We start from the raw sequence: 19,323 nt of genomic DNA on the forward strand, positions 1-19,323 counted from the left end.
CCTCAGGCGTTTGCCGCTCGCGCCTGATCGGAGGCATCCGGCGCGAGCTGTTGCTCGGGCAGCAGGTCAGGCGAATGGCCAGCACGTGCCGCTACCCAAGCGGCAAGCAGGGAGACCCCAGTGCCAATGGCCGCCATGCCGCCCACCGCCATGCCTAGCTTGGCCAGTACGCTCACGCCGCTGGTAACGATCACATCGCCGAAGCGCCAGATCGCAGTCTCCACGAAGTTCTTGCCCTTGTAGCGCGTTTCGCGCGGAACGCGCGTATACAACGCGTCCACGGCGGGCTTGGTCATGCCGTAAGCGAAGCCGCGCGAACTCGCCATCATCACTGCCAGCAGCGGGACACTGCCCGTGAACCAGGCTGGGCCCGCGCCCAGGGCGGCCACCGCCAGCAACATCGCCACGTTGACAACGGCAGGAATCACCAGCGCCCACGCAGGGCCTCGACGCACCATCAGCCAGCGCGTCACGGTCAGCTGAAGCGCTACCACGAGGATATTGGTGTACTTGTCCAGATCGCTGAGAAAGCGCACGCGCTCCACGGCGTCCGGATAGTGAAGTTTCATGTAGTCGGACATCAGCGCATAAGCCAGCGTGCCGATGCCATCGCCCAGCACCATCAGGATGGCCATGTAGCGCAGGAAGGGGCGCGTCCATAGCTGCTTGATGCCTTCCAGGAACGAGCCACCGATGATCTCGTCCCGTGGCTGAATCGCCACGGTCCCCATCGGCCTTGCGGACAACAACAACAGCATCGCCAGCGCCAGGCTCAGGGCCACTGCCGAGAGCACCAGCAGCATGGGGATCCCGATCAGCCCGACCAGATCCTTGGTGACCTGCGACCCGGCAATGGTGCCGAACGCACCGCCCAGTGCAATGGTCGGAAACACGCTGCGTGCCCTGACGATCGTGAAAAGGTCCGCCATGACGCTCCAGAAAAGCGACACGACGAACAGGTTGAACACGCTGACCCACACATAGAACGCGATGCCAAGATTGCGTGCACCGATCCGGTCCTGCGCTGCAAACAGCGGCACGAAGGCAAGCATGCACACCACGAAGAAGCCATAGCTCCAGCCCAACAGGCGCTGTCGTGAATAGCGGGAAACCAGGGCACTGAAGGCAAGCGTCGCGAGCAGCACGCCGACCAGCACCGCCGAGTAGATGAGGGGCAACGCGGACGATCCGGTAGCACCACCGAGTTGGTCGCGCACCGGACGGATGATGTAGTAAGACATCATCACCAAGAAGAAGGCGAGCGCGGAGAGACCGATGGCAAAGCCTTCGTTCGCTGCGGCAGGTCGGGTGGTATTCACCGGCATTTCCAGCAGAAGTCCGTATCAGACTAGCATGCGGTCGTGACAGGCATGGACAGGGGTTGGCGTGGCGTACGACTACATCATCGTGGGTGCCGGTTCGGCCGGCTGTGTTCTGGCCAACCGGTTGAGCGCTCATCAAGGCAAGCGCGTGTTGCTGCTCGAAGCGGGACCGAGTGACTGGCACCCCCTGATCCACATGCCCGCGGGCATCGCCCGGCTCGCCAACAATCGCCATTTCAACTGGAACTACCGTACCGAGCCGGAGCCACAGCTGCAGAACCGAAGGCTGTGGTGGCCACGTGGCAAGACGCTGGGAGGATCGAGCGCCATCAACGCGATGATCTACATCCGCGGCGTAGCCGGTGACTACGATCGCTGGGCACAGGCCACCGGCGATGCACGCTGGTCATGGAAGCAGGTGCTGCCCTGGTTCCTTCGCAGCGAGGACAACATCCGAGGCGCTGGTACGCTGCATGGAGCAGGTGGTCCGCTCGGGGTGAGCGATCTGCGCCATCACAACGAGCTGTCGGATGCATTCGTCGATGCCGGGGTAAGTGCCGGCTATCCACGCAATAGCGACTTTAACGGCCCCCAGCAGGAAGGCTTCGGCCTGTACCAGGTGACGCAACGCGGTGGCCGACGCTGCTCCACCGCAGTCGCGTATCTGCAACCGGCGCGGCAGCGCTCCAACCTCGAAGTGCGCACCAAGGCAACGGTCGCCCGCGTGGTGATCCGCAACGGGCGTGCCGTGGGTGTGCAGCTCCAGGGTGACGCCACGGTGCTGGAAGCCGACGAGATCATTCTCTGTGGCGGTGCCATCAACACGCCGCAGCTGTTGATGCTTTCGGGCATCGGGCCGGCGGACCACCTGCGCGAGCACGGCATCCAGATACAGGCCGACCGGCCCGACATCGGTAGCCATCTACAGGACCATCTGGACATCTGCACGCTGGACGCCAGCACACGGAAAGTCTCCTACGATCATCTCAACGAACTGGCCGCCGGCTGGCGGTTCCTGCGCCACCGCTCAGGCCCCGGCACGTCCAACGTGGCCGAGGCCGGCGGCTTCGTGCGAAGCCGGCTGGCTGCCGACGAGCGTTGCGACCTGCAGTTCCATTTCGTGCCGGCACAGCTAGACGACCACGGTCGCCATCGCCTGCCCGGCTACGGCTACACGGTCCACGCCTGCTACCTGCACCCGCGCAGTCGCGGACGGCTACGGCTGCGCTCGGCCGATCCCGCGCAGCCGATCGCCATCCATGCCAACTACCTTGGCGACGCTGAAGGGCACGACCTGCAACGCATGGTCGAGGCTGCCCGCCTCTCTCGCGAGATCCTCTCCCAGCCCGCCTTTGCCGCCTACCGCGGCGGCCCCGTCTTCCCGGAGCGGGCGTTGCATACGGACGCCGAGTACATCGACTTCATCCGTCGCAAGGCGGAAACCATCTATCACCCGGCGGGCACCTGCCGCATGGGCAGCGATGCGAGCGCACCCGTCGACAGCGAGCTGCGCGTGCGCGGCATCGACGGGCTGCGCGTGGTCGACGCGTCGGTGATGCCCAGCCTGCCGAGCGGCAATACCAATGCGCCGGTGATCATGATGGCCGAGCGGGCCAGTGCGCTCATCCTGAACGAAGCGCCGGACGGGATCACGCGGCCTTAATGTCTGGCCGTCCGTCACCTGCGACAGGGACTTTTCAGGGTTTCCTGCGGTACTCTCGCGCAGCGTCATGGAAGGATCCGGCTCGCACCCCGCAGGCCCGGCACCACACGGTGCCGACTCCGTTCCATCGATGCCCACCGGGCACCGCCAACGTTCAGGCAGCATGACGTTTCGCACGATTTCACTCGTCGTCGTCGCGGCACTGGGACTGTCCGTCATCCCGCTGCATGCGCGCGCCACCACGCCCCCCGCGGACTCCGCGGCATCCGCCGCACAGCCACTGCCGCCCGATCGCCTCAAGGACACGCTGAGCGCCTATCAGCAATGGCTGGATCGGCTCGACCAGCGCAATGAAGTGGCGGGCCTCGCCACCGCGGTCGTCGTCGACAACAAGGTCGTGTTCGAAGACACCATCGGCTACGCCAATGCCAGCACGCGTGAACCGGTCACGCCGGAAACCGTGTTTCGCCTGGCCTCGTTGTCCAAGGCCTTCGCTACCGCGCTGACCGGCGTGCTGGTGGACGACGGCAAGCTCAGCTGGGACACCAAGCTCACCGCCGTGCTGCCGTTCTTCCATCTCAAGAACGACGGCGCCGCCGAACATGCGACCGTGCGCGACATCCTCGGCCAGCGCCTCGGGCTGCCGAAGAACACCTACGACAACATGCTCGAGGAAAACATTCCGTACGAGGAGCTGGCGCGCAAGCTCGACGAGGTGACGCTCACCTGCGATGTGGGCCAGTGCTACGGCTACCAGAACATCGCCTTCAGCCTGATCGGCGACATCGTCTATGCGCAGACCGGCGACTTCTTCAGCCGGCAGGTCGACAAGCGCATCTTCTTCCCGCTTGGCATGAAGACGGCGAGCTATGGCCGCCAGGGCCTCGAGGAGAGCAAGAGCTGGGCGCGGCCGCATCGGCAGACCAGCAACGGCTGGATCCCGTTCGAGCCCAAGGAAGCCTATTACCGCGTCGCGCCGGCGGCAGGCGTCAATGCCAGCCTGCGCGACATGGAGCAGTGGCTGATCGCGCAGATGGGTGGCCGTCCCGACGTGCTGCCGGCCAAGCTGCTGGACACGCTGCACACGCCCGAGGTGGCCACGCCGGTGGAGCTGCGCTCCTCGCCGTGGCGGCGCGCGAGGCTCTCGGACGCTTCCTACGCCCTGGGCTGGCGCGTGTTCGACTACGAGGGTGAAACGCTGGTGTTCCATGCCGGCGCGGTCGAGGGCTACCGCACCATGATCGGCTTCTTCCCCAAGTACCGCGTCGGCCTGGTGATGATGTGGAACTCGTCCGGTCCGACCCCCGCCGGCTTGATGCCGATGGTGTTGGACGGCCTGCTTGGCCTGCCCCACGTGGACTGGGCCGGCATCGAAGGCGATGCGCCAAAGGCCGCAACCACCGCCAAGGGCAAGACGCGCACCAAGGGCAGGACCGCCACCAGCGGCCATAGCACCAAGCAGGATCTTTCCGGGAACTGAAAACGAAAGCGCCGCGTGTTTCCACGCGGCGCTTTCGTTGCCTGCACCCGCCACGCCGCAGCGTGACAGAGCGGTTCGTCAGTTGAGCTTGAACACGATGCGGCGCCGGTCCTGGGCCGAGATCGGCGTACCGTTCTGCGTGGCAGGCTGGTACTTCCAGCGGCTCACCGCCTCGACGGCTGCACGATCGAACACGTGGCGCGGCTCGGCATCGAGCACCTTCACGTCGTCGACGTTGCCTTCCGGCGTGATGGTGAAGGTCACCTCCACCCAGCCTTCCTGGTTGGCACGCACCGCCGTGGTGGGATAGCGCGGATTGACGTTGCGTACGAGCACCGGACCGTGCGTGCCTGGCGCTGCGCCGCTGTCGCCAGCCGCCGCCGTGGTGGGTGCAGCCTGTTGCTGGCGCGACGAATCGGCTGCCTGCTGCTGGGCCAGACGCGCTTGCGCCGCGCGTTGCTGCTGTTCGGCCACCGCACGCTGCTGGGCTTCGGCGGCCTGGCGATCAGCTTCGGCCTTGTCCGTTGCCGCCTTCTGCGCCGCCAGCTGTGCCGCCTTCTCCTTGTCCGACGCCTGCTGCTGTTCGCGATCCTGCAGCTTGCGCTGGGCGTCGAGCTTGGAGCGGAGGATGGTCAGCGTGTAGTTCGCCGGGTCGGCTTTAGCCAACAGGTCGATCTGGCGCTGCGCGTCATTGAAGTCACGCTGGTTGATCGACTGCTCGGCCACACTCGCGCCCACCGGGAAGGTTTCGCGCAGCGCATCGGCCGCCACCTGGTTGCCAGGCTGCTTCTCCAGCACCTTCAGGTAGAACTCGAAGGCATTGTTGCCCGCGGGTGCCAGCAGGCGTTGCTCGTTCACTGCCTTACGGGCTTCGGACAACAGCTGGTTGATGCTCATCGCCGCCACGTTGGCGGGCGGCGGTGGGGCGGCTGCACCCTGCTGCACCGGCGTAGACGGATGCGACCCGGCTTCGGAGTCGACCAGATCCTGGTGCGGCTTGATGATGAGGAACCACGACGCTGCCGCGAGCACGGCGACGACAGCAACAATGGCGATGGCAGCGGGCCGAACGGCCCCGCGCGCACGGCGGCGCGTTTGACGAATGTATCGGGTATCCATGATCTCTCACCGAGTGGCATCAGATACCCGCGCTTTTTCCCCCTGTGAATCCAGGAGCGGCAAACCTCCCCAGGTTCGCCGCGGCGCGGATGTGCGAAAGGTAACCGCAATGCAGCACTACGGCAAATCGCACGTAGCTTCGCGGCTGATACGCACAGCTCCAAAGGTCGTTGCGAACTTGCGCAACGGCCGTGCAGCTCGGCTAGCGACGCGCTAGGAATTTTTCGTACCCCGGAAACGAAGCGTCCCGGCATGGGCCGGGACGAGTCGCTCTTTCGAAGGACTCCCCCCGCGCTGGGCACCGCGGGGAGAAAAGTCGATGTTGCGTGTTGCCTATTATAGGTGAAGCTTACTTCTTGGCAGCCTTGGGGGCCTTAGCAGCCTTGGGGGCCTTGGGGGCCTTGGCAGCCTTGGTGGCCTTGACCACCTTCGCAGCAGCAGCCTTCTTCACGGTGCGCTTGGCGGTCTTCTTCACCGCCTTCTTCGCTACCTTCTTCGCAACCTTCTTGGTAGCGACCTTCTTCACGGCAGCCTTCTTGGCAGCAGCCGGGCGCTTCTTAGCAACAGCCTTCTTGGCGACCTTCTTGGCAGCCTTCTTGGCGGCCGGCTTGCGGGCAACCGGCTTCTTGGCGGCGGCCTTCTTCACAGCGGTCTTCTTGGACGCCTTCTTGGCGGCGGGTTTCTTTGCGGCTTTCTTGGCAGTGGCCATAGTTCGTCTCAGCTCCTCATCAGTTGGCAGTGGTTGCCCAGTAAAAGCATGTAGGAACGCCTCCACAAGCAAATCGCTATTGGTGGCGTGCCGAAGATTGTTTACCTGACGCCGGGTGCGTTCGTCAGATAGGGGCCTCAACACGTGCAATGGAATCGACACCGTGATCTTGCGTACTGCGCCGGCTTTTTCTCCATGCTCGATATAAGGTTTGATGAATTTCGATATTGCCATGGCACCCGTTCTCCGTGTTCCGATGCGAAAGCTATTCCTGAAGATTTCAGCTGTCAATTGATTTTAAACATGAAATCAATCCGTTTCACCCACCCCCAGGAGGGTCCAAACCCCCGTCCGGCAAGGCCTGAGGGGGGTCTTGATGCATTTTTGATCAGACGTCCATACCGCTAAACAAAACCATGCATCGATTATCTCAAAATGCTTAAAACCACTTAAAACAAGGCATATAGCCCAAATAAGGCCAATCGCCCGCAATCGCCTGTCTCATCCATCCTGCGCGGCTATCTCACGCCGTGCGCGCCTCTCCGGCACCCCGTTTTGGATGAACGAAACACGACTGAAAATATTCTTCGGCCGGCGGGGACAGAATGCCGCCCCAACCCCGCCGACCGACGCCCAAGGTCGCCGAGCGACCGGTACGAAGGTTCACCCCGCCCTGCTCGCCGCCCCTCGTCTTGGACTTCTATCGGCATGGATGGCGAGATGCATCGCATCGATTTTTCGAAGCCGCCGGACGCCGAACGCACGCCTGATCGAACGTGATGCACGACACGTCGACGCCCAAAAAGACGCCGGCCGCTTGAGGCGGCCGGCGTCGGGTGAAGCATCGAACGCGGGGATCAGTGATCTTCGTTTTCGATCAGTTCCGCGTAGGCGTCAGCGTCGAGCAGCTCGCCCAGTTCGCCGCGGTCGCTGGCGCGGACGAGGAAGATCCAGCCATCGCCGAAAGCGTCTTCGTTGATGGTTTCCGGCTTGTCATTGAGGTTCTCGTTGACCGCCACGATCTCGCCGGACACCGGGCTGTAGATGTCCGAGGCGGCCTTGACCGACTCGACCACGGCCACGCCATGACCGGCCTGCACGGAAGCGCCGATCTCGGGCAGCTCCACGTAAACCAGGTCGCCCAACTGGCCCTGGGCATGGTCGGAAATGCCCACGCGCACCAGGCCGTCGTCTTCGACGCGAGCCCATTCGTGGGACTTGAGGAATTTCAGATCGCCGGGAATCTCGCTCATGATCGAATCCAGTCGTTGATATCGGGTGAAGGGTGAAGCGGCAATTCTAGCCGCTTCGCCTGCTCGGCAACATGGGATGCATGCCGCCGTGGAAGTAATGCGGCGTCAGACGCCCTCGCAAGGCTTGCCGTCGCGCACGAAGGGATACTTCACCACGCGCACCGGCACTTCGCGGCCGCGAATGTCCACGCGCACCTCGCCCGGCTCGCCGGCGGGAATACGCGCGAATGCGACCGCCTTGTTGAGCGTCGGAGCAAAGCTGCCGGAGAGGATCTCGCCAGGGCCGTTGGCGGTGAGCACGGTCTGGCCATGGCGCAGCACGCCCTTGTCGTCCAGCACCAGGCCGACCATCACGCGTTTCACGCCGTCGGCCTTCTGTGCTTCCAGCGCCTTGCGACCGATGAAGTCACGGCCTTCGTCCAGCGCGATGGTCCAGCCAAGGTTGGCCTCCCACGGCGACACGTCGTCGTCCATATCCTGGCCGTAAAGGTTCATGCCCGCTTCCAGACGCAGCGTATCGCGCGCGCCGAGGCCGGCCGGGGCAACGCCCGCAGCAACGAGCGCATCCCACAAGGCGACGGCCTGGTCCTGCGGCACGACGATCTCGAAGCCGTCCTCGCCCGTGTAGCCGGTGCGTGCCACGAACAGCGGCATGCCGTGCGGACCTTGCGCGGCCGCTGCGGCGAACTTGCCAAGCTTGCCAATGCGCTCATGGTCCACTTCGGCCAGCAGGCCGATCACCTTGGCGCGGGCATTGGGGCCCTGCACGGCGATCATGGCGAAGTCGGGGCGTTCCTTGACCTGCACGTCGAAGGCCTTGGCGTGCTGCTCGATCCACGCCAGGTCCTTCGCGCGGGTGGCCGCGTTCACGACCAGACGGAAGAATTCCTCGCCCAGGAAATAGACGATCAGGTCGTCCACCACGCCGCCCTGCTCGTTGAGCATGCAGGTATACAGGGCCTTGCCCTGCACCTTCAGCTTGTCGACGCTGTTGGCCACGAGGTGGCGCAGGAACTCACGCGTGCGCGGGCCATGCAGGTCGACCACCGTCATGTGGGACACGTCGAACATGCCGGCATCGCGGCGCACGACGTGATGTTCCTCGATCTGCGAGCCGTAGTTGATCGGCATGTCCCAGCCGCCGAAATCGACCATGCGCGCACCCAGCGCGCGGTGGGTGTCATTGAGTACGGTCTTCTCGGTCATCGCAGTCGTGCTCTGGGGAAAGCGACATTATCGCCGGGGGCGTGGATACATTCCAAGCCGAGTGCGGTGTGTCGCGACGTGCGCGTGCGTATCGCACGCGTCGTGCAGCGCAACATGCCATGACTGTGGCTTCTCCTGCCTTCTCGCGGCGTCATGCTGGTGAAAGCCAGGACGCCGCCGTCGCATTGCCACGTCCTTGGCGACGTCAGCGGGATGGTGGCGTGCCCTGCCCGCCCAGCAACTGCTCGACCACCTGTTCCGCCAGTTCCTCCGGCCGCAACCCCGCCGTGCGCAGATGCAGCTCGGCCTGCTCCGGCGCTTCGTAAGGAGAATCGATGCCGGTGAAGTTGATGATTTCGCCGGCGCGCGCCTTGCGGTAAAGCCCCTTCGGGTCGCGGCGCTCGCATTCTTCCAGGGTGGTGTCGACGAACACCTCGAGGAACTCGCCTTCGTCGAACCGGCCACGGGCAAAGCGGCGCTCGCTCTGGAACGGCGAGATCACGCAGACCAGCACGATCAGCCCGGCGTCGACCATCAGGTGTGCCACCTCGGCCACGCGACGCACGTTCTCCACGCGCGCCTCCGCCGTGAAGCCCAGGTCCTTGTTCAGGCCGTGGCGCAGGTTGTCGCCGTCCAGCATGTAGGTGTGATAACCCAGCGCATGCAGACGGCGCTCGACCAGGTTGGCGATGGTCGACTTGCCCGCACCGGACAGGCCGGTGAACCACAGGCAGCGCGCCTGCTGGCCCTTGCTGAGGCTGCGCGCCTGCTTGTCCAGGTCGGTGTGCTGCCAGTGCACGTTGGCGGCGCGGCGCAAGGCAAAGTCCAGCATGCCGCAGCCGACGGTGGCGTTGGTCTGCCGGTCGATCAGCACGAAGCCGCCCAGCGTGCGGTTGTCCGCGTAGGCCTCGAATGCGATCGCATGGTCGAGATCGAGATTGCAGTAGCCGACTTCGTTTAGCTCCAACCGGCGCGCGGCCAGCTCGGCCTGCGTATTGACGTCGACCTTGTGCTTGATGGTGGTGATGCGCGCATTGACCGTGCGCGCACCGATCTTCAGCCAGTAGGCACGATTGGGCAGCAGGGGTTCGTCGCCCATCCACAGCACATGCGCGGCGAACTGGTCGGCCACGGGCGCCGGGCGAGCAGCATCGGCGATCACGTCGCCTCGGCTCACGTCGATTTCACGGTCCAGCGTCAGCGTCACCGCCTGGCCGTCCGAAGCGTGCGGAAGATCGCCGTCGGCGGTGACGATGCGCTCGATGCGCGCACGCCGCATGGCCGGCTGCACCACGACTTCGCTGCCCACCGCGATGCGGCCGCCGCACACAGTGCCGGCGTAACCGCGAAACGAGGCATCCGGGCGGTTCACCCATTGCACCGGCATGCGGAACTCGACGCCTTGCGCAGTGGCGGTATCGGCCGATTCCAGCAACTCAAGCAGGCTGGGGCCGTCGTACCACGCCATGCGGTCGGAGCGGTGGCCTACGTTGTCGCCGCTCGGCGCCACCACGGGCAAGCAATGGACCTGGGCGATACCCAGTTGTGCGGCTAGCTCACGGTACTCGTGGGCGATGGCGGCGTAGATGTCCTCACGGCAATCCACCAGATCCATCTTGTTGATCGCCACCACCACCTGACGGATGCCCATCAGGGCACAGATATAGGTGTGCCGGCGCGTCTGCGGCAGCACGCCCTTGCGCGCGTCGATGAGCACCACCGCCAGCCCGGCATTGGACGCGCCGGTGGCCATGTTGCGGGTGTACTGCTCGTGTCCGGGGCAATCAGCCACGATGAAGCTGCGTCGCGGGGTATGAAAATAGCGATACGCCACGTCGATCGTGATGCCCTGCTGGCGCTCGGCATCGAGGCCGTCGGTGAGCAGGGAGAAATCCAGCGCATCGGGCGCGTCCGCATGCAGCTTGCGGCTGTCACGCGCCAGCGCGGCGAGCTGGTCGTCCGGCACCATGCCGGTGTCGTACAGCAGGCGCCCCAGCAGGGTGCTCTTGCCATCATCGACGCTGCCGCAGGTGATGAAGCGCAACAATTGGGTGGAAGCTTGCGAGGCGGGCGCGGTGTCCAGGGTCGCCATCAGAAATAACCCTCCTGCTTCTTGCGCTCCATGGACGCATTGCCGTCATGGTCGATCACCCGGCCCTGGCGCTCGGAACTGCGCGATGCCGCCATCTCGTCGATGACCTTGTCCAGGGTGTCGGCCGAGGACTCCACCGCGCCGGTCAACGGATAGCAGCCCAGCGTGCGAAAGCGCACCTCTCGCATCTGCACTGCTTCGCCCTCGCGCAGCGTGAAGCGCTCGTCGTCGACCATGATCAGCGCGCCGTCCCGCTCCACCACCGGACGGGGCTTGGCGAAGTACAGCGGTACCACCGGGATGTTCTCCCGGCGGATGTAGTTCCACACGTCCATTTCGGTCCAGTTGGACAGGGGGAACACGCGCACGCTCTCCCCCTGCTGGATCTGCGTGTTGTACGTGTGCCACAGCTCCGGTCGCTGGTGCTTGGGATCCCAGCGGTGCTGGGCGTTGCGGAAGGAAAACACGCGCTCCTTGGCGCGCGACTTTTCCTCGTCACGGCGGGCACCGCCGATGGCCGCGTCGAAACCGTACTTGTCCAGCGCCTGCTTCAGCCCCGCCGTCTTCATCACGTCGGTGTGCACCGCCGAGCCATGCGTCAGCGGCGAGATACCCTGGCGCAATCCTTCCTCGTTGACGTGCACCAGCACCTCGACGTCGCCCGCGGCCGCGACCTGCTCGCGAAAAGCAATCATCTCGCGGAACTTCCAGGTGGTGTCCACGTGCAGCAGCGGCATCGGCGGGCGGGCCGGATAGAAGGCCTTGCGCAACAGGTGCAGCAGGACCGAGGAATCCTTGCCGATGGAATAGAGCATCACCGGGCGCCGGAACGCGGCCGCGGTCTCGCGGAAGATGTGGATGCCCTCGGCCTCGAGTGCGTCCAGATGGGACAAGTGGGACATATGTTGCGTCACTGGCCTTGGACTTGGACACCCGGCAACCGGGCGGTCAAGCGGTGAATCTAGCGGAAAAGGACGGGACAAACAGCGTCGCCACCCGAAGGAAGCAGAGAACGCACCAAGGACATCCCCGCCGACCGGCACCATCGTTTCGTCACCTGCCATGCGCAAGACTCCACTACCATCCGCCTCATGAACCCATCGATGGCGACAGGAAGCGCACAACTCGATGCCACCGCCACACCGCCGTGCCTGCGTGTGTCAGGTGACTGGACGCTGGTTCATTACGCGACGCTGGAACACACCATCGCGGCCCTGAAAAGCCGGTTGGACAAGGCGACGCCCATCGATCTGAGCGGGCTGGGCTCGCTGGATACCGCCGGCGCCTCGCTGCTCGCAGGCCTGCTGGGCGCGGCGCGCCTGGGCGACCTGGCCCATGCCGATCCCAGCCTGCCATCCGCCCAGCGCGCCCTGCTGCAGACGGTCGGCAAAGCCATGGCCGACTATGTCGAGCCCAAGCCTCGCCCGCGCGGCAATACCGCCCTCGAACTGCTGGCGCGCATCGGCGCGGCGATGGAACACATCTACCACCAGCAAGTCCAGCTACTGGGTTTCATCGGCCTCACCCTGGAAACCTTCGTCCGCACGGTATGGCGACCGCGTCGCTGGCGCGTGACTTCGCTGGTGGCGCACGTGGAGGAAACCGGCCTGGATGCCGTGCCCATCGTCGCCCTGCTCACCTTCATGGTGGGCGCGGTGGTGGCCTTCCTCGGCTCCACCGTGCTTAAGGATTTCGGCGCCACCATCTATACGGTGGATCTGGTCGCGTACTCGTTCCTGCGCGAGTTCGGCGTGCTGCTCACCGCCATCCTGATGGCCGGCCGCACCGCCAGCGCGTTCACCGCGCAGATCGGTTCGATGAAGGCGAACGAGGAGATCGACGCCATCCGCGCGCTGGGACTGGACCCGATGGAGCTGCTGGTGCTGCCCCGCGTGCTCGCCATGCTCGCCTCGCTGCCGATGCTCACCTTCCTGGCGATGATCGCCGGCCTCATCGGCGGAGGGCTGGTGTGCGCACTGGTGCTGGATATCCCGCCGGTGATGTTCCTCAACCTGGTGAAGTCGGACATCGGCGTGCAGCACTTCCTGGTCGGTATGGCGAAGGCGCCGATATTCGCGTTCCTGATCGCGGTGATCGGCTGCCTGGAGGGCTTCAAGGTCACCGGCAGCGCTGAATCGGTGGGCGAACACACCACCTCCGCCGTGGTGCAGTCGATCTTCGTGGTGATCCTGCTCGATGCCATCGCCGCGCTGTTCTATATGGAGATGGGCTGGTGAATGCGATCGCCAAACCCCAGCCGCAGGACGACGTGATCCAGGTGCGCGACCTGGTCAACCGCTTCGGCACGCAGACCGTGCATGAGCATCTGGACCTGGACGTGCGCCGTGGCGAGATCCTCGGGGTGGTGGGCGGCTCGGGCACCGGCAAGTCGGTGCTGCTGCGTAGCATCGTGGGCCTGCGTCGACCCACCTCCGGCCAAGTGCACGTATTCGGCCAGGACCTGCTCAGGCTTTCGCCCGACCAGCGCTCACAGGTGGAGCGACGCTTCGGCGTGCTGTTCCAGAACGGCGCCCTGTTCTCCTCGCTCAACATCGTGGAGAACGTGGCGATGCCGCTGATCGAGCACGCCGGCCTTGCACGGCCCGAGGCGCAGGCGCTGGCTGGCGTGAAGCTCGCACTGGCCGGTCTGCCGGCGGGCGCGGAGACCAAGTATCCGTCGGAGCTCTCGGGCGGCATGGTGAAGCGTGCCGCGCTGGCGCGCGCACTCGCGCTCGATCCGGAGATCCTGTTTCTGGATGAGCCCACCGCCGGCCTGGATCCCATCAGCGCCGCGGCGTTCGACCAGTTGATCCTGACCCTGCGCAACGCGCTGGGACTCACCGTGTTCCTGGTCACCCACGACCTGGACACGCTCTACACCATCTGCGATCGCGTGGCCGTGCTGTCGCAGAAGAAAGTGCTGGTGGTTGGCCCGCTCGACGTCGTCGCCGAGAACAGCGACCCGTGGGTGCAGGCGTATTTCCACGGCCCGCGCGGCCGCGCCGCGGAAGAGGCGCACCCACGCGAACCATCCTCCGAGGTGAAGTGATATGGAAACCCGCGCCCATCATGTGTTGATCGGCCTGTTCACCATGATCGTCGTGGTGGCCGCCCTGCTGTTCGGCCTGTGGCTGGCCAAGTCGAGTTCCGACCGCCAGTTCTCCTACTACCAGGTGGTCTTCAACGAGGCCGTCACCGGGCTCTCGCAGGGCAGCGCCGTGCAATACAACGGCATCAAGGTGGGCGACGTCACCCAGCTCAAGCTCGACAAGCAGGACCCGCGCAAGGTGCTGGCCTGGATCCGCCTCGGCGGCGACACGCCGGTGCGCCAGGACACGCACGCGAAGCTCGCTCTGACCGGCGTGACCGGCCTGGCGGTCATCCAGCTCAGCGGCGGCTCGCCCGGCAGTCCGCCGTTGGAGAGCAAGACCGGTGAGCTGCCGGTGATCGTCGCCGACCCCTCGCCGCTCAGCCGCATTCTCGCCAACGGCGAAGACCTGGTCATGAACATCAACGACGTGGTGGCACGCGCCAGCGCCCTGCTCTCGCCCGAGAACATGGACCGCATCAGCCGCACGCTCGATCACCTGGACAAGGCCACCGGCGCCATCGCCGACCAGCGTGACGACATTCGCACCCTGCTCAAGCAACTGGCGGAAGCGAGCAAGCAGGCCAACGACACCCTGGCACAGACCCAGAAACTGGTGCAGACCGCCAATGGCCTGGTCGACAACCAGGGCAAGGCCACGCTCGACAGCGCCAGGAATGCGCTGGCCTCGGTGGAGCGCGTTACCGCCAACATGGACCAGTTGCTCAGCGACAATCGCGCCGCGATCAACGGCGGCATGCAGGGCTTCAGCGAACTGGCGCCGGCCATTCGCGAGCTGCGCGACGCCGCCGGTTCGCTGCGAGGCGTCACGCGCCGCCTCGACGACAACCCGACCGGCTTCCTGTTGGGCCGCGACCGCAGCAAGGAGTTCGTGCCATGAGGTTGTACGCCCATCTGCCCCTGTGGATCGCAGCCACCGCGCTGGGCGCCTGTTCGGTGCTGCCCAAGGCCGAATCACCGGATGTCTATCGGCTGCCCGCAACTTCATTGCCGCACGCGCAGGCTCCTTCGTCCAACTGGTCGCTTCGCATCAATACACCTCAGGCGGAGCGCATGATCGACAGCTCGCGCATCGCGGTCATGCCGCAGGGCGACCTGGTCAGCGTCTACAAGGGCGCGCGCTGGAGTGACACCGCCACCACGCTGCTGCGCAACCGGCTCATCGACGCCTTCCGCGACGATGGCCGCGCCGCCTCGGTAAGCAGCGACGACAACGCGCTTCCGGCCAGCTATACGCTGGCGGGCGACCTGCGCGCATTCCAGTCCGAATACCAGGGCAATGCGCCGGTGGTGGTGATCCGTTACGACGCGCGACTCGTGCAGAACAGCGGCCTGCGCGTCGTTGCCACGCGGCGGTTCGATGTCACTCAACCCGTCGGTGGAACCGCCTTGCCGCAGGTGGTCACGGCGTTCGGCCAGGCCAGCGACACACTGGCATCGCAGGTGGTGGCGTGGACGATGCAGCAGTCATTGACGTCACCTTCGGCGCCAACCAACTAGGCAGGACATGCCAGCCGTTCAAGGACGCGACGGATCGATCCAGCGGAGCGTCAGATTGATGCGCGGCCCTATCGCCGCGCTGGTCTTAGGCAGGTCGTGCACGTAGAGCCGCTGCGTGTCGCCCGCCATCCTGAGCAGGCTGCCATGGCCTAGCGTGATGACTCTCATATCCTCGCGCGCACCTCCGTGCCTGGGCTTGAGGCGAAACCGCCGCTCGGCGCCGATGCTCAGCGACGCAATCACCGGACGCTCGCCCAGCTCGGGCTCGTCATCGCTATGCCAGCCCATCGAGTCCTGGCCGTTGCGGTAGAGGTTGGCCAGCACGCTGTTGAACCGGGCACCGCACGCCTCCTCCACGCGGCGACGCAAGCTCGCGAGCACGGGCGGCCACGGATGTGGCTCGAAGCGCGTGCGCGAATACACATAGGTGGCATCGGCATCGCCTATCCAACAGCTCAGGCGAGGCGAATCCACCTCTCGGCCATAGATGCGGATGCGGTGAACTCCCCACGTAACCGACGCCTGCAGCTCGGCGAGCAATGCATCGGCCTCGTCGGCATCGAGCCAACGGGGCCAGAACGAAAGTTCACCGCCCGGCAGCGGCAAAGGCTGCCAGCCCACGGGCGACACATGGTCAAACAGGCTCACACCGTCCCTCCGTCACCGCCGTCAGCTGATGGCGGGAAACGTCGGCTCCACGTCCAACGTCGCAGCAAGCACCGAGGCCAACTCGAGCAGACGCAGATCCGAGCCGCGCGCACCGACCAACTGCAGACCTACCGGCAGGCCGTCCGGCAGATAGCCCATGGGGATGCTCACCGCCGGACACCCGGCAAGGCTGGCAAAGCTGGTCAGGTCCGCCTGCGAATCGGGTACCGGCCCATCCAGCGGGAACGCGCCCTGCGGTGTGGTCGGCAAGACCAGCACGTCGATCTGGGCAAACAAGCGGCGCATCTTGAGCGTGGCGGCATCGAGCACGCGATCCGCGCAGGCATAGTCGGCAGCACTCTTGCCGGCGGCGTAGCCGAGCAGACGGCGAAAATGTTCCGACACGCGGCTCTCGGTATCGGCCAGGTCATCGGCAAAAGTACCCAGCATCTCCGCTTCCATCAGCAGGAAGCCGGCCCGGCGGGTGCGCGCGAAATCCCAATCGGAAAAATCCACCGTACGGCGTTCGCCCAGCTCGCGCGGCCAGTTGGCCAGCGCGGCCTCGAACACGGCGATCACCTCCGGCTGGACGCCCAGTGCGGCGAGGTTGGGCAGGAAGCCGGCCCGCAGGCGACCCGGCTCCCAGTCGGGCGGCGACAAGGCCACGCGGCGGCGGCGCGAACGCGGATCGTCCGCGTCGTAACCGGCCAGCACCTGCAGCAGCACGGTGAGGTCGTCTGCGCTGCGTGCAATCAGCCCCACGGTGTCCAACCGCCGGGCCGCCGGCACCATGCCGCGCGCCGATATCTCGCCATGCGTGGGCTTGAGCGCATAGACACCGCAATAACTGGCGGGAATGCGGATCGAGCCCAGGCTGTCCGAACCCACCGCGGCCACGGCCAGGCCGGCCGCCACCGCTGCCGCCGCGCCGCCCGAAGAGCCGCCCGCGGTATAGCCATGACGATGAGGGTTGTGGGTGGCGCCGTAGTGAGGGTTGTCGGTTGTCGCGCCCAGCGCGCCCTCGTCCATATTGGTCTTGCCGATGATGACGGCACCCGAGGCGCGCAGGCGCGCCACGATGTGGGCATCCTCGCCGACCGGTCTCGAACGGCCAGCCAACCCCGCATGGGTCGGCCAGCCGGCGACATCGAAATTGTCCTTGAGCGCGACGGGGATACCGTCCAGCCGCCCGATCACCCCGTCCCGGCGGCGATGCTGGGCCGCCAGCGCCTGCTCCTGCAGCATCGCCGAGCTCAGGCTGACGTAGGCATTGATCTGGGGATTGAGGCGCTCGATGGCCTCCAGGTAGGTCTCGGCCAGTGACTGCGGCTGCACCCGATCGACCGCCAGCCAATGCAACAGCTGACACATCGTCGCCCGGCGCTGGTCGAGGTCATTGATCGGGGGCTGCAGGTTCATGCTCTTCTTCCCTGGGTCTCACGGGCGATTATCGCCACCGGAGATGAAGGGTTTGCAAGGATGCAGCCACCGCATTGCCCGGCACCGCCTGAACCCGGACAATGCCGGATTGCCCGTTCCGTACGCAGGGGGACGGAAACGTGACGCACTAGCCAGCCGGAGTTACGCCATGAGCGACCGCGAAATTATGGAATACGACGTCGTCGTCGTTGGCGCGGGCCCCGCGGGCCTTTCCTTTGCCATCCGCCTGAAGCAGCTCAAACCGGATGTGAGCGTCTGCGTCATCGAGAAGGCGTCGACCATCGGCGCCCAGATCCTGTCCGGCGCGGTGATCGAACCGCAGCCCCTGGACGCCCTGCTGCCGGGCTGGCGCGACAATCCCCCGCCGATCTGCGTGCCGGCCACCGAGGACGAGTTCTGGTTGCTGAGCAAGACCGGCGCACGCAAGCTGCCGGTGCCGCCGGGCATGAACAACCATGGCAACATCATCGTGTCGCTGGGCGCGATGTGCGCATGGATGGCCCCGCAGGCCGAAGCGCTGGGCGTGGACGTGTTTCCCGGCTTCGCTGCCGCCGACAATATCTATAACGAAGACGGTTCGGTCGCCGGCGTGCGCATCGGCGACATGGGCGTGGCGAAGGACGGCTCGCACAAGAGCGGCTACACCCAGGGCATCGATATCAAGGCCAAGATCACCGTGCTCGCCGAAGGCGCGCGCGGCAGCCTCACCAAGCAGCTGATCAAGCGCTTTGCGCTGGACAAGGACAGCGATCCGCAGGGCTACTCCATCGGCATCAAGGAACTGTGGCAGGTCCCCGCAGGCCGCGTGCAGCCGGGCAAGATCGTGCACAGCTTCGGCTGGCCGGCCGACAGCCATACCTACGGCGGCAGCTTCCTCTATCACCTGGACAAGGACCGCATCGCACTGGGCTACGTCAGCGGCCTGGACTACACCGACCCGAACTACCAGCCGTGGGAAGCCTTCCAGCAGTGGAAGAACCACCCGTCAGTGAAGTCGCTGCTGGAAGGCGGCAGCATCCTGTCGGCCGGCGCACGCGCCATCGTCACCGGCGGCTACCAGTCGCTGCCCAAGCTGGAAATGCCCGGTGCGCTGCTGATCGGCGACACCGCCGGCCTGCTCAACGTGCCCAAGATCAAGGGCACGCACCAGGCCATCAAGAGCGGCATGCTCGCCGCCGAGCACCTGGCCGCAAACGACCTCAACGCGGCCGGCTTCGATGCCAAGCTGCGCGCGTCCGACGTGATGGCCGAGCTGAAGAAGGTGCGCAACATCAAGCCCGCCTTCAAGAAGGGCCTGTGGTTCGGCATGTTCAACGCGGCCTGGGAAACTGCCGTGGGCGGCGCCTCGCCGTGGACGCTCAAGAACAAGGCAGACTGGTCCTCGCTTCACAAGCTCGGCCAGCAGGAAGAACCGAAGCGCGACTACGTGCAGCGCGAACTGCCGCCGCGCGACCGCCTGGCCGGCGTGTACTTCGCCGCCACCGAACACGACGAAGACCAGCCCATCCACCTGCACGTGTCCGATACCGACGTGTGCGTCACCAAGTGCACTGTTGAATACGGCAACCCCTGCACCCGCTTCTGCCCCGCCGGCGTCTACGAGATCGTCGACGACGGAGCGGCCAAGCGCCTGCAGATCAACGCCGCCAACTGCGTGCACTGCAAGACCTGTGATATCAAGGACCCGTACCAGATCATCAACTGGGTGACGCCGGAAGGCGGGTCGGGTCCGAATTACCAGAATCTGTGAGGCCCGTGTCGGGCGGCCATGCCGTCCGCCCC

General features: G+C 65.5%; 16 protein-coding genes. 7 read left to right on the forward strand and 9 right to left on the reverse strand.

Annotated features, from left to right (window positions below; genetic code table 11):
• Positions 1–2 precede the first annotated feature (2 nt).
• Positions 3–1,319, reverse strand: a complete 1,317-nt coding sequence (locus EPB08_RS13355; protein ID WP_229238335.1) for an NTP/NDP exchange transporter — start codon at positions 1,317–1,319, stop codon at positions 3–5.
• A gap of 67 nt (positions 1,320–1,386) precedes the next feature.
• Here EPB08_RS13355 and EPB08_RS13360 point away from each other — a divergent pair, with 67 nt between their 5' ends.
• Positions 1,387–2,985 carry a GMC family oxidoreductase gene (locus EPB08_RS13360; RefSeq protein WP_130619601.1) on the forward strand — a complete coding sequence of 533 codons (1,599 nt, stop codon included), beginning with the start codon at positions 1,387–1,389 and terminating at the stop codon, positions 2,983–2,985.
• A gap of 163 nt (positions 2,986–3,148) precedes the next feature.
• Positions 3,149–4,465 carry a serine hydrolase domain-containing protein gene (locus EPB08_RS13365; RefSeq protein WP_130619602.1) on the forward strand — a complete coding sequence of 439 codons (1,317 nt, stop codon included), beginning with the start codon at positions 3,149–3,151 and terminating at the stop codon, positions 4,463–4,465.
• 78 nt (positions 4,466–4,543) lie between these two features.
• On the opposite strand, the gene EPB08_RS13370 is transcribed toward EPB08_RS13365, so the two are convergent.
• The 6 genes from EPB08_RS13370 to cysD all read right to left on the reverse strand — a co-directional run bounded on the left by EPB08_RS13370 (position 4,544) and on the right by cysD (position 11,746).
• Positions 4,544–5,584: an energy transducer TonB gene (locus tag EPB08_RS13370; protein WP_130619603.1), complete on the reverse strand. Its 1,041-nt coding sequence runs from the start codon at positions 5,582–5,584 to the stop codon at positions 4,544–4,546.
• Between the two features lie 349 nt (positions 5,585–5,933).
• Entirely contained in the window at positions 5,934–6,527 is a 594-nt protein-coding gene (gene metJ / locus EPB08_RS21390; protein WP_130619604.1) for a met regulon transcriptional regulator MetJ, read from the reverse strand.
• A 623-nt stretch (positions 6,528–7,150) separates the two neighbouring features.
• The gene (gene gcvH, locus EPB08_RS13380; protein ID WP_130619605.1) at positions 7,151–7,546 is read right to left on the reverse strand and encodes a glycine cleavage system protein GcvH; all 396 of its coding nucleotides are present in this window, start codon (positions 7,544–7,546) and stop codon (positions 7,151–7,153) included.
• Positions 7,547–7,651: 105 nt separating this feature from the next.
• Positions 7,652–8,752, reverse strand: coding sequence for a glycine cleavage system aminomethyltransferase GcvT (gene gcvT / locus EPB08_RS13385; protein WP_130619606.1), 1,101 nt, complete (start codon positions 8,750–8,752; stop codon positions 7,652–7,654).
• Positions 8,753–8,957: 205 nt separating this feature from the next.
• Positions 8,958–10,844 (reverse strand): sulfate adenylyltransferase subunit CysN, encoded by a 1,887-nt coding sequence (gene cysN / locus EPB08_RS13390; protein WP_130619607.1) that lies wholly within the window; start codon positions 10,842–10,844, stop codon positions 8,958–8,960.
• On the reverse strand, positions 10,844–11,746 hold the full coding sequence (gene cysD / locus EPB08_RS13395) for a sulfate adenylyltransferase subunit CysD (protein ID WP_130619608.1): 903 nt from the start codon (positions 11,744–11,746) through the stop codon (positions 10,844–10,846). Before cysD ends, cysN begins: the two co-directional genes overlap by 1 nt.
• Positions 11,747–11,947: 201 nt before the next feature.
• On the opposite strand from cysD, the gene EPB08_RS13400 reads away from it, so the two are divergent.
• From EPB08_RS13400 to EPB08_RS13415, 4 genes are read left to right on the forward strand one after another with little or no spacing between them, the layout of a single operon-like run.
• Entirely contained in the window at positions 11,948–13,081 is a 1,134-nt protein-coding gene (locus EPB08_RS13400; protein ID WP_205746351.1) for an ABC transporter permease, read from the forward strand.
• Positions 13,078–13,893, forward strand: coding sequence for an ABC transporter ATP-binding protein (locus tag EPB08_RS13405; protein WP_267873351.1), 816 nt, complete (start codon positions 13,078–13,080; stop codon positions 13,891–13,893). Before EPB08_RS13400 ends, EPB08_RS13405 begins: the two co-directional genes overlap by 4 nt.
• Position 13,894: 1 nt before the next feature.
• Positions 13,895–14,833 carry an MlaD family protein gene (locus EPB08_RS13410; RefSeq protein WP_130619610.1) on the forward strand — a complete coding sequence of 313 codons (939 nt, stop codon included), beginning with the start codon at positions 13,895–13,897 and terminating at the stop codon, positions 14,831–14,833.
• Complete coding sequence (locus EPB08_RS13415) at positions 14,830–15,453, forward strand: ABC-type transport auxiliary lipoprotein family protein (RefSeq protein WP_130619611.1); 624 nt, start codon at positions 14,830–14,832, stop codon at positions 15,451–15,453. The genes EPB08_RS13410 and EPB08_RS13415 overlap by 4 nt, the downstream gene beginning before the upstream one ends.
• An 18-nt stretch (positions 15,454–15,471) precedes the next feature.
• Here the strand turns inward: EPB08_RS13415 and EPB08_RS13420 are convergent, their stop codons facing one another.
• Both EPB08_RS13420 and EPB08_RS13425 read right to left on the reverse strand, forming a co-directional pair.
• Entirely contained in the window at positions 15,472–16,101 is a 630-nt protein-coding gene (locus EPB08_RS13420; protein ID WP_130619612.1) for an alpha-ketoglutarate-dependent dioxygenase AlkB family protein, read from the reverse strand.
• Between the two features lie 21 nt (positions 16,102–16,122).
• Positions 16,123–17,520 (reverse strand): amidase, encoded by a 1,398-nt coding sequence (locus EPB08_RS13425; protein WP_130619613.1) that lies wholly within the window; start codon positions 17,518–17,520, stop codon positions 16,123–16,125.
• A 169-nt stretch (positions 17,521–17,689) separates the two neighbouring features.
• Between EPB08_RS13425 and EPB08_RS13430 the strand changes: the two genes are divergently transcribed.
• Entirely contained in the window at positions 17,690–19,291 is a 1,602-nt protein-coding gene (locus tag EPB08_RS13430) for an electron transfer flavoprotein-ubiquinone oxidoreductase (RefSeq protein WP_130619614.1), read from the forward strand.
• Positions 19,292–19,323 lie beyond the last annotated feature (32 nt).

Source organism: Dyella amyloliquefaciens, assembly GCF_004296575.1.
Lineage (GTDB): Bacteria > Pseudomonadota > Gammaproteobacteria > Xanthomonadales > Rhodanobacteraceae > Dyella > Dyella amyloliquefaciens.

Bases quoted from the DNA above. Each gene is read 5' to 3' on its own strand.
- EPB08_RS13365 (WP_130619602.1), top strand. From the start codon at position 3,149: ATGACGTTTCGCACGATTTCACTCGTCGTCGTCGCGGCACTGGGACTG.
- EPB08_RS13370 (WP_130619603.1), bottom strand. From the start codon at position 5,584: ATGGATACCCGATACATTCGTCAAACGCGCCGCCGTGCGCGCGGGGCC.
- metJ (WP_130619604.1), bottom strand. From the start codon at position 6,527: ATGGCAATATCGAAATTCATCAAACCTTATATCGAGCATGGAGAAAAA.
- gcvH (WP_130619605.1), bottom strand. From the start codon at position 7,546: ATGAGCGAGATTCCCGGCGATCTGAAATTCCTCAAGTCCCACGAATGG.
- gcvT (WP_130619606.1), bottom strand. From the start codon at position 8,752: ATGACCGAGAAGACCGTACTCAATGACACCCACCGCGCGCTGGGTGCG.
- cysN (WP_130619607.1), bottom strand. From the start codon at position 10,844: ATGGCGACCCTGGACACCGCGCCCGCCTCGCAAGCTTCCACCCAATTG.
- cysD (WP_130619608.1), bottom strand. From the start codon at position 11,746: ATGTCCCACTTGTCCCATCTGGACGCACTCGAGGCCGAGGGCATCCAC.
- EPB08_RS13400 (WP_205746351.1), top strand. From the start codon at position 11,948: ATGGCGACAGGAAGCGCACAACTCGATGCCACCGCCACACCGCCGTGC.
- EPB08_RS13410 (WP_130619610.1), top strand. From the start codon at position 13,895: ATGGAAACCCGCGCCCATCATGTGTTGATCGGCCTGTTCACCATGATC.
- EPB08_RS13415 (WP_130619611.1), top strand. From the start codon at position 14,830: ATGAGGTTGTACGCCCATCTGCCCCTGTGGATCGCAGCCACCGCGCTG.
- EPB08_RS13425 (WP_130619613.1), bottom strand. From the start codon at position 17,520: ATGAACCTGCAGCCCCCGATCAATGACCTCGACCAGCGCCGGGCGACG.
- EPB08_RS13430 (WP_130619614.1), top strand. From the start codon at position 17,690: ATGAGCGACCGCGAAATTATGGAATACGACGTCGTCGTCGTTGGCGCG.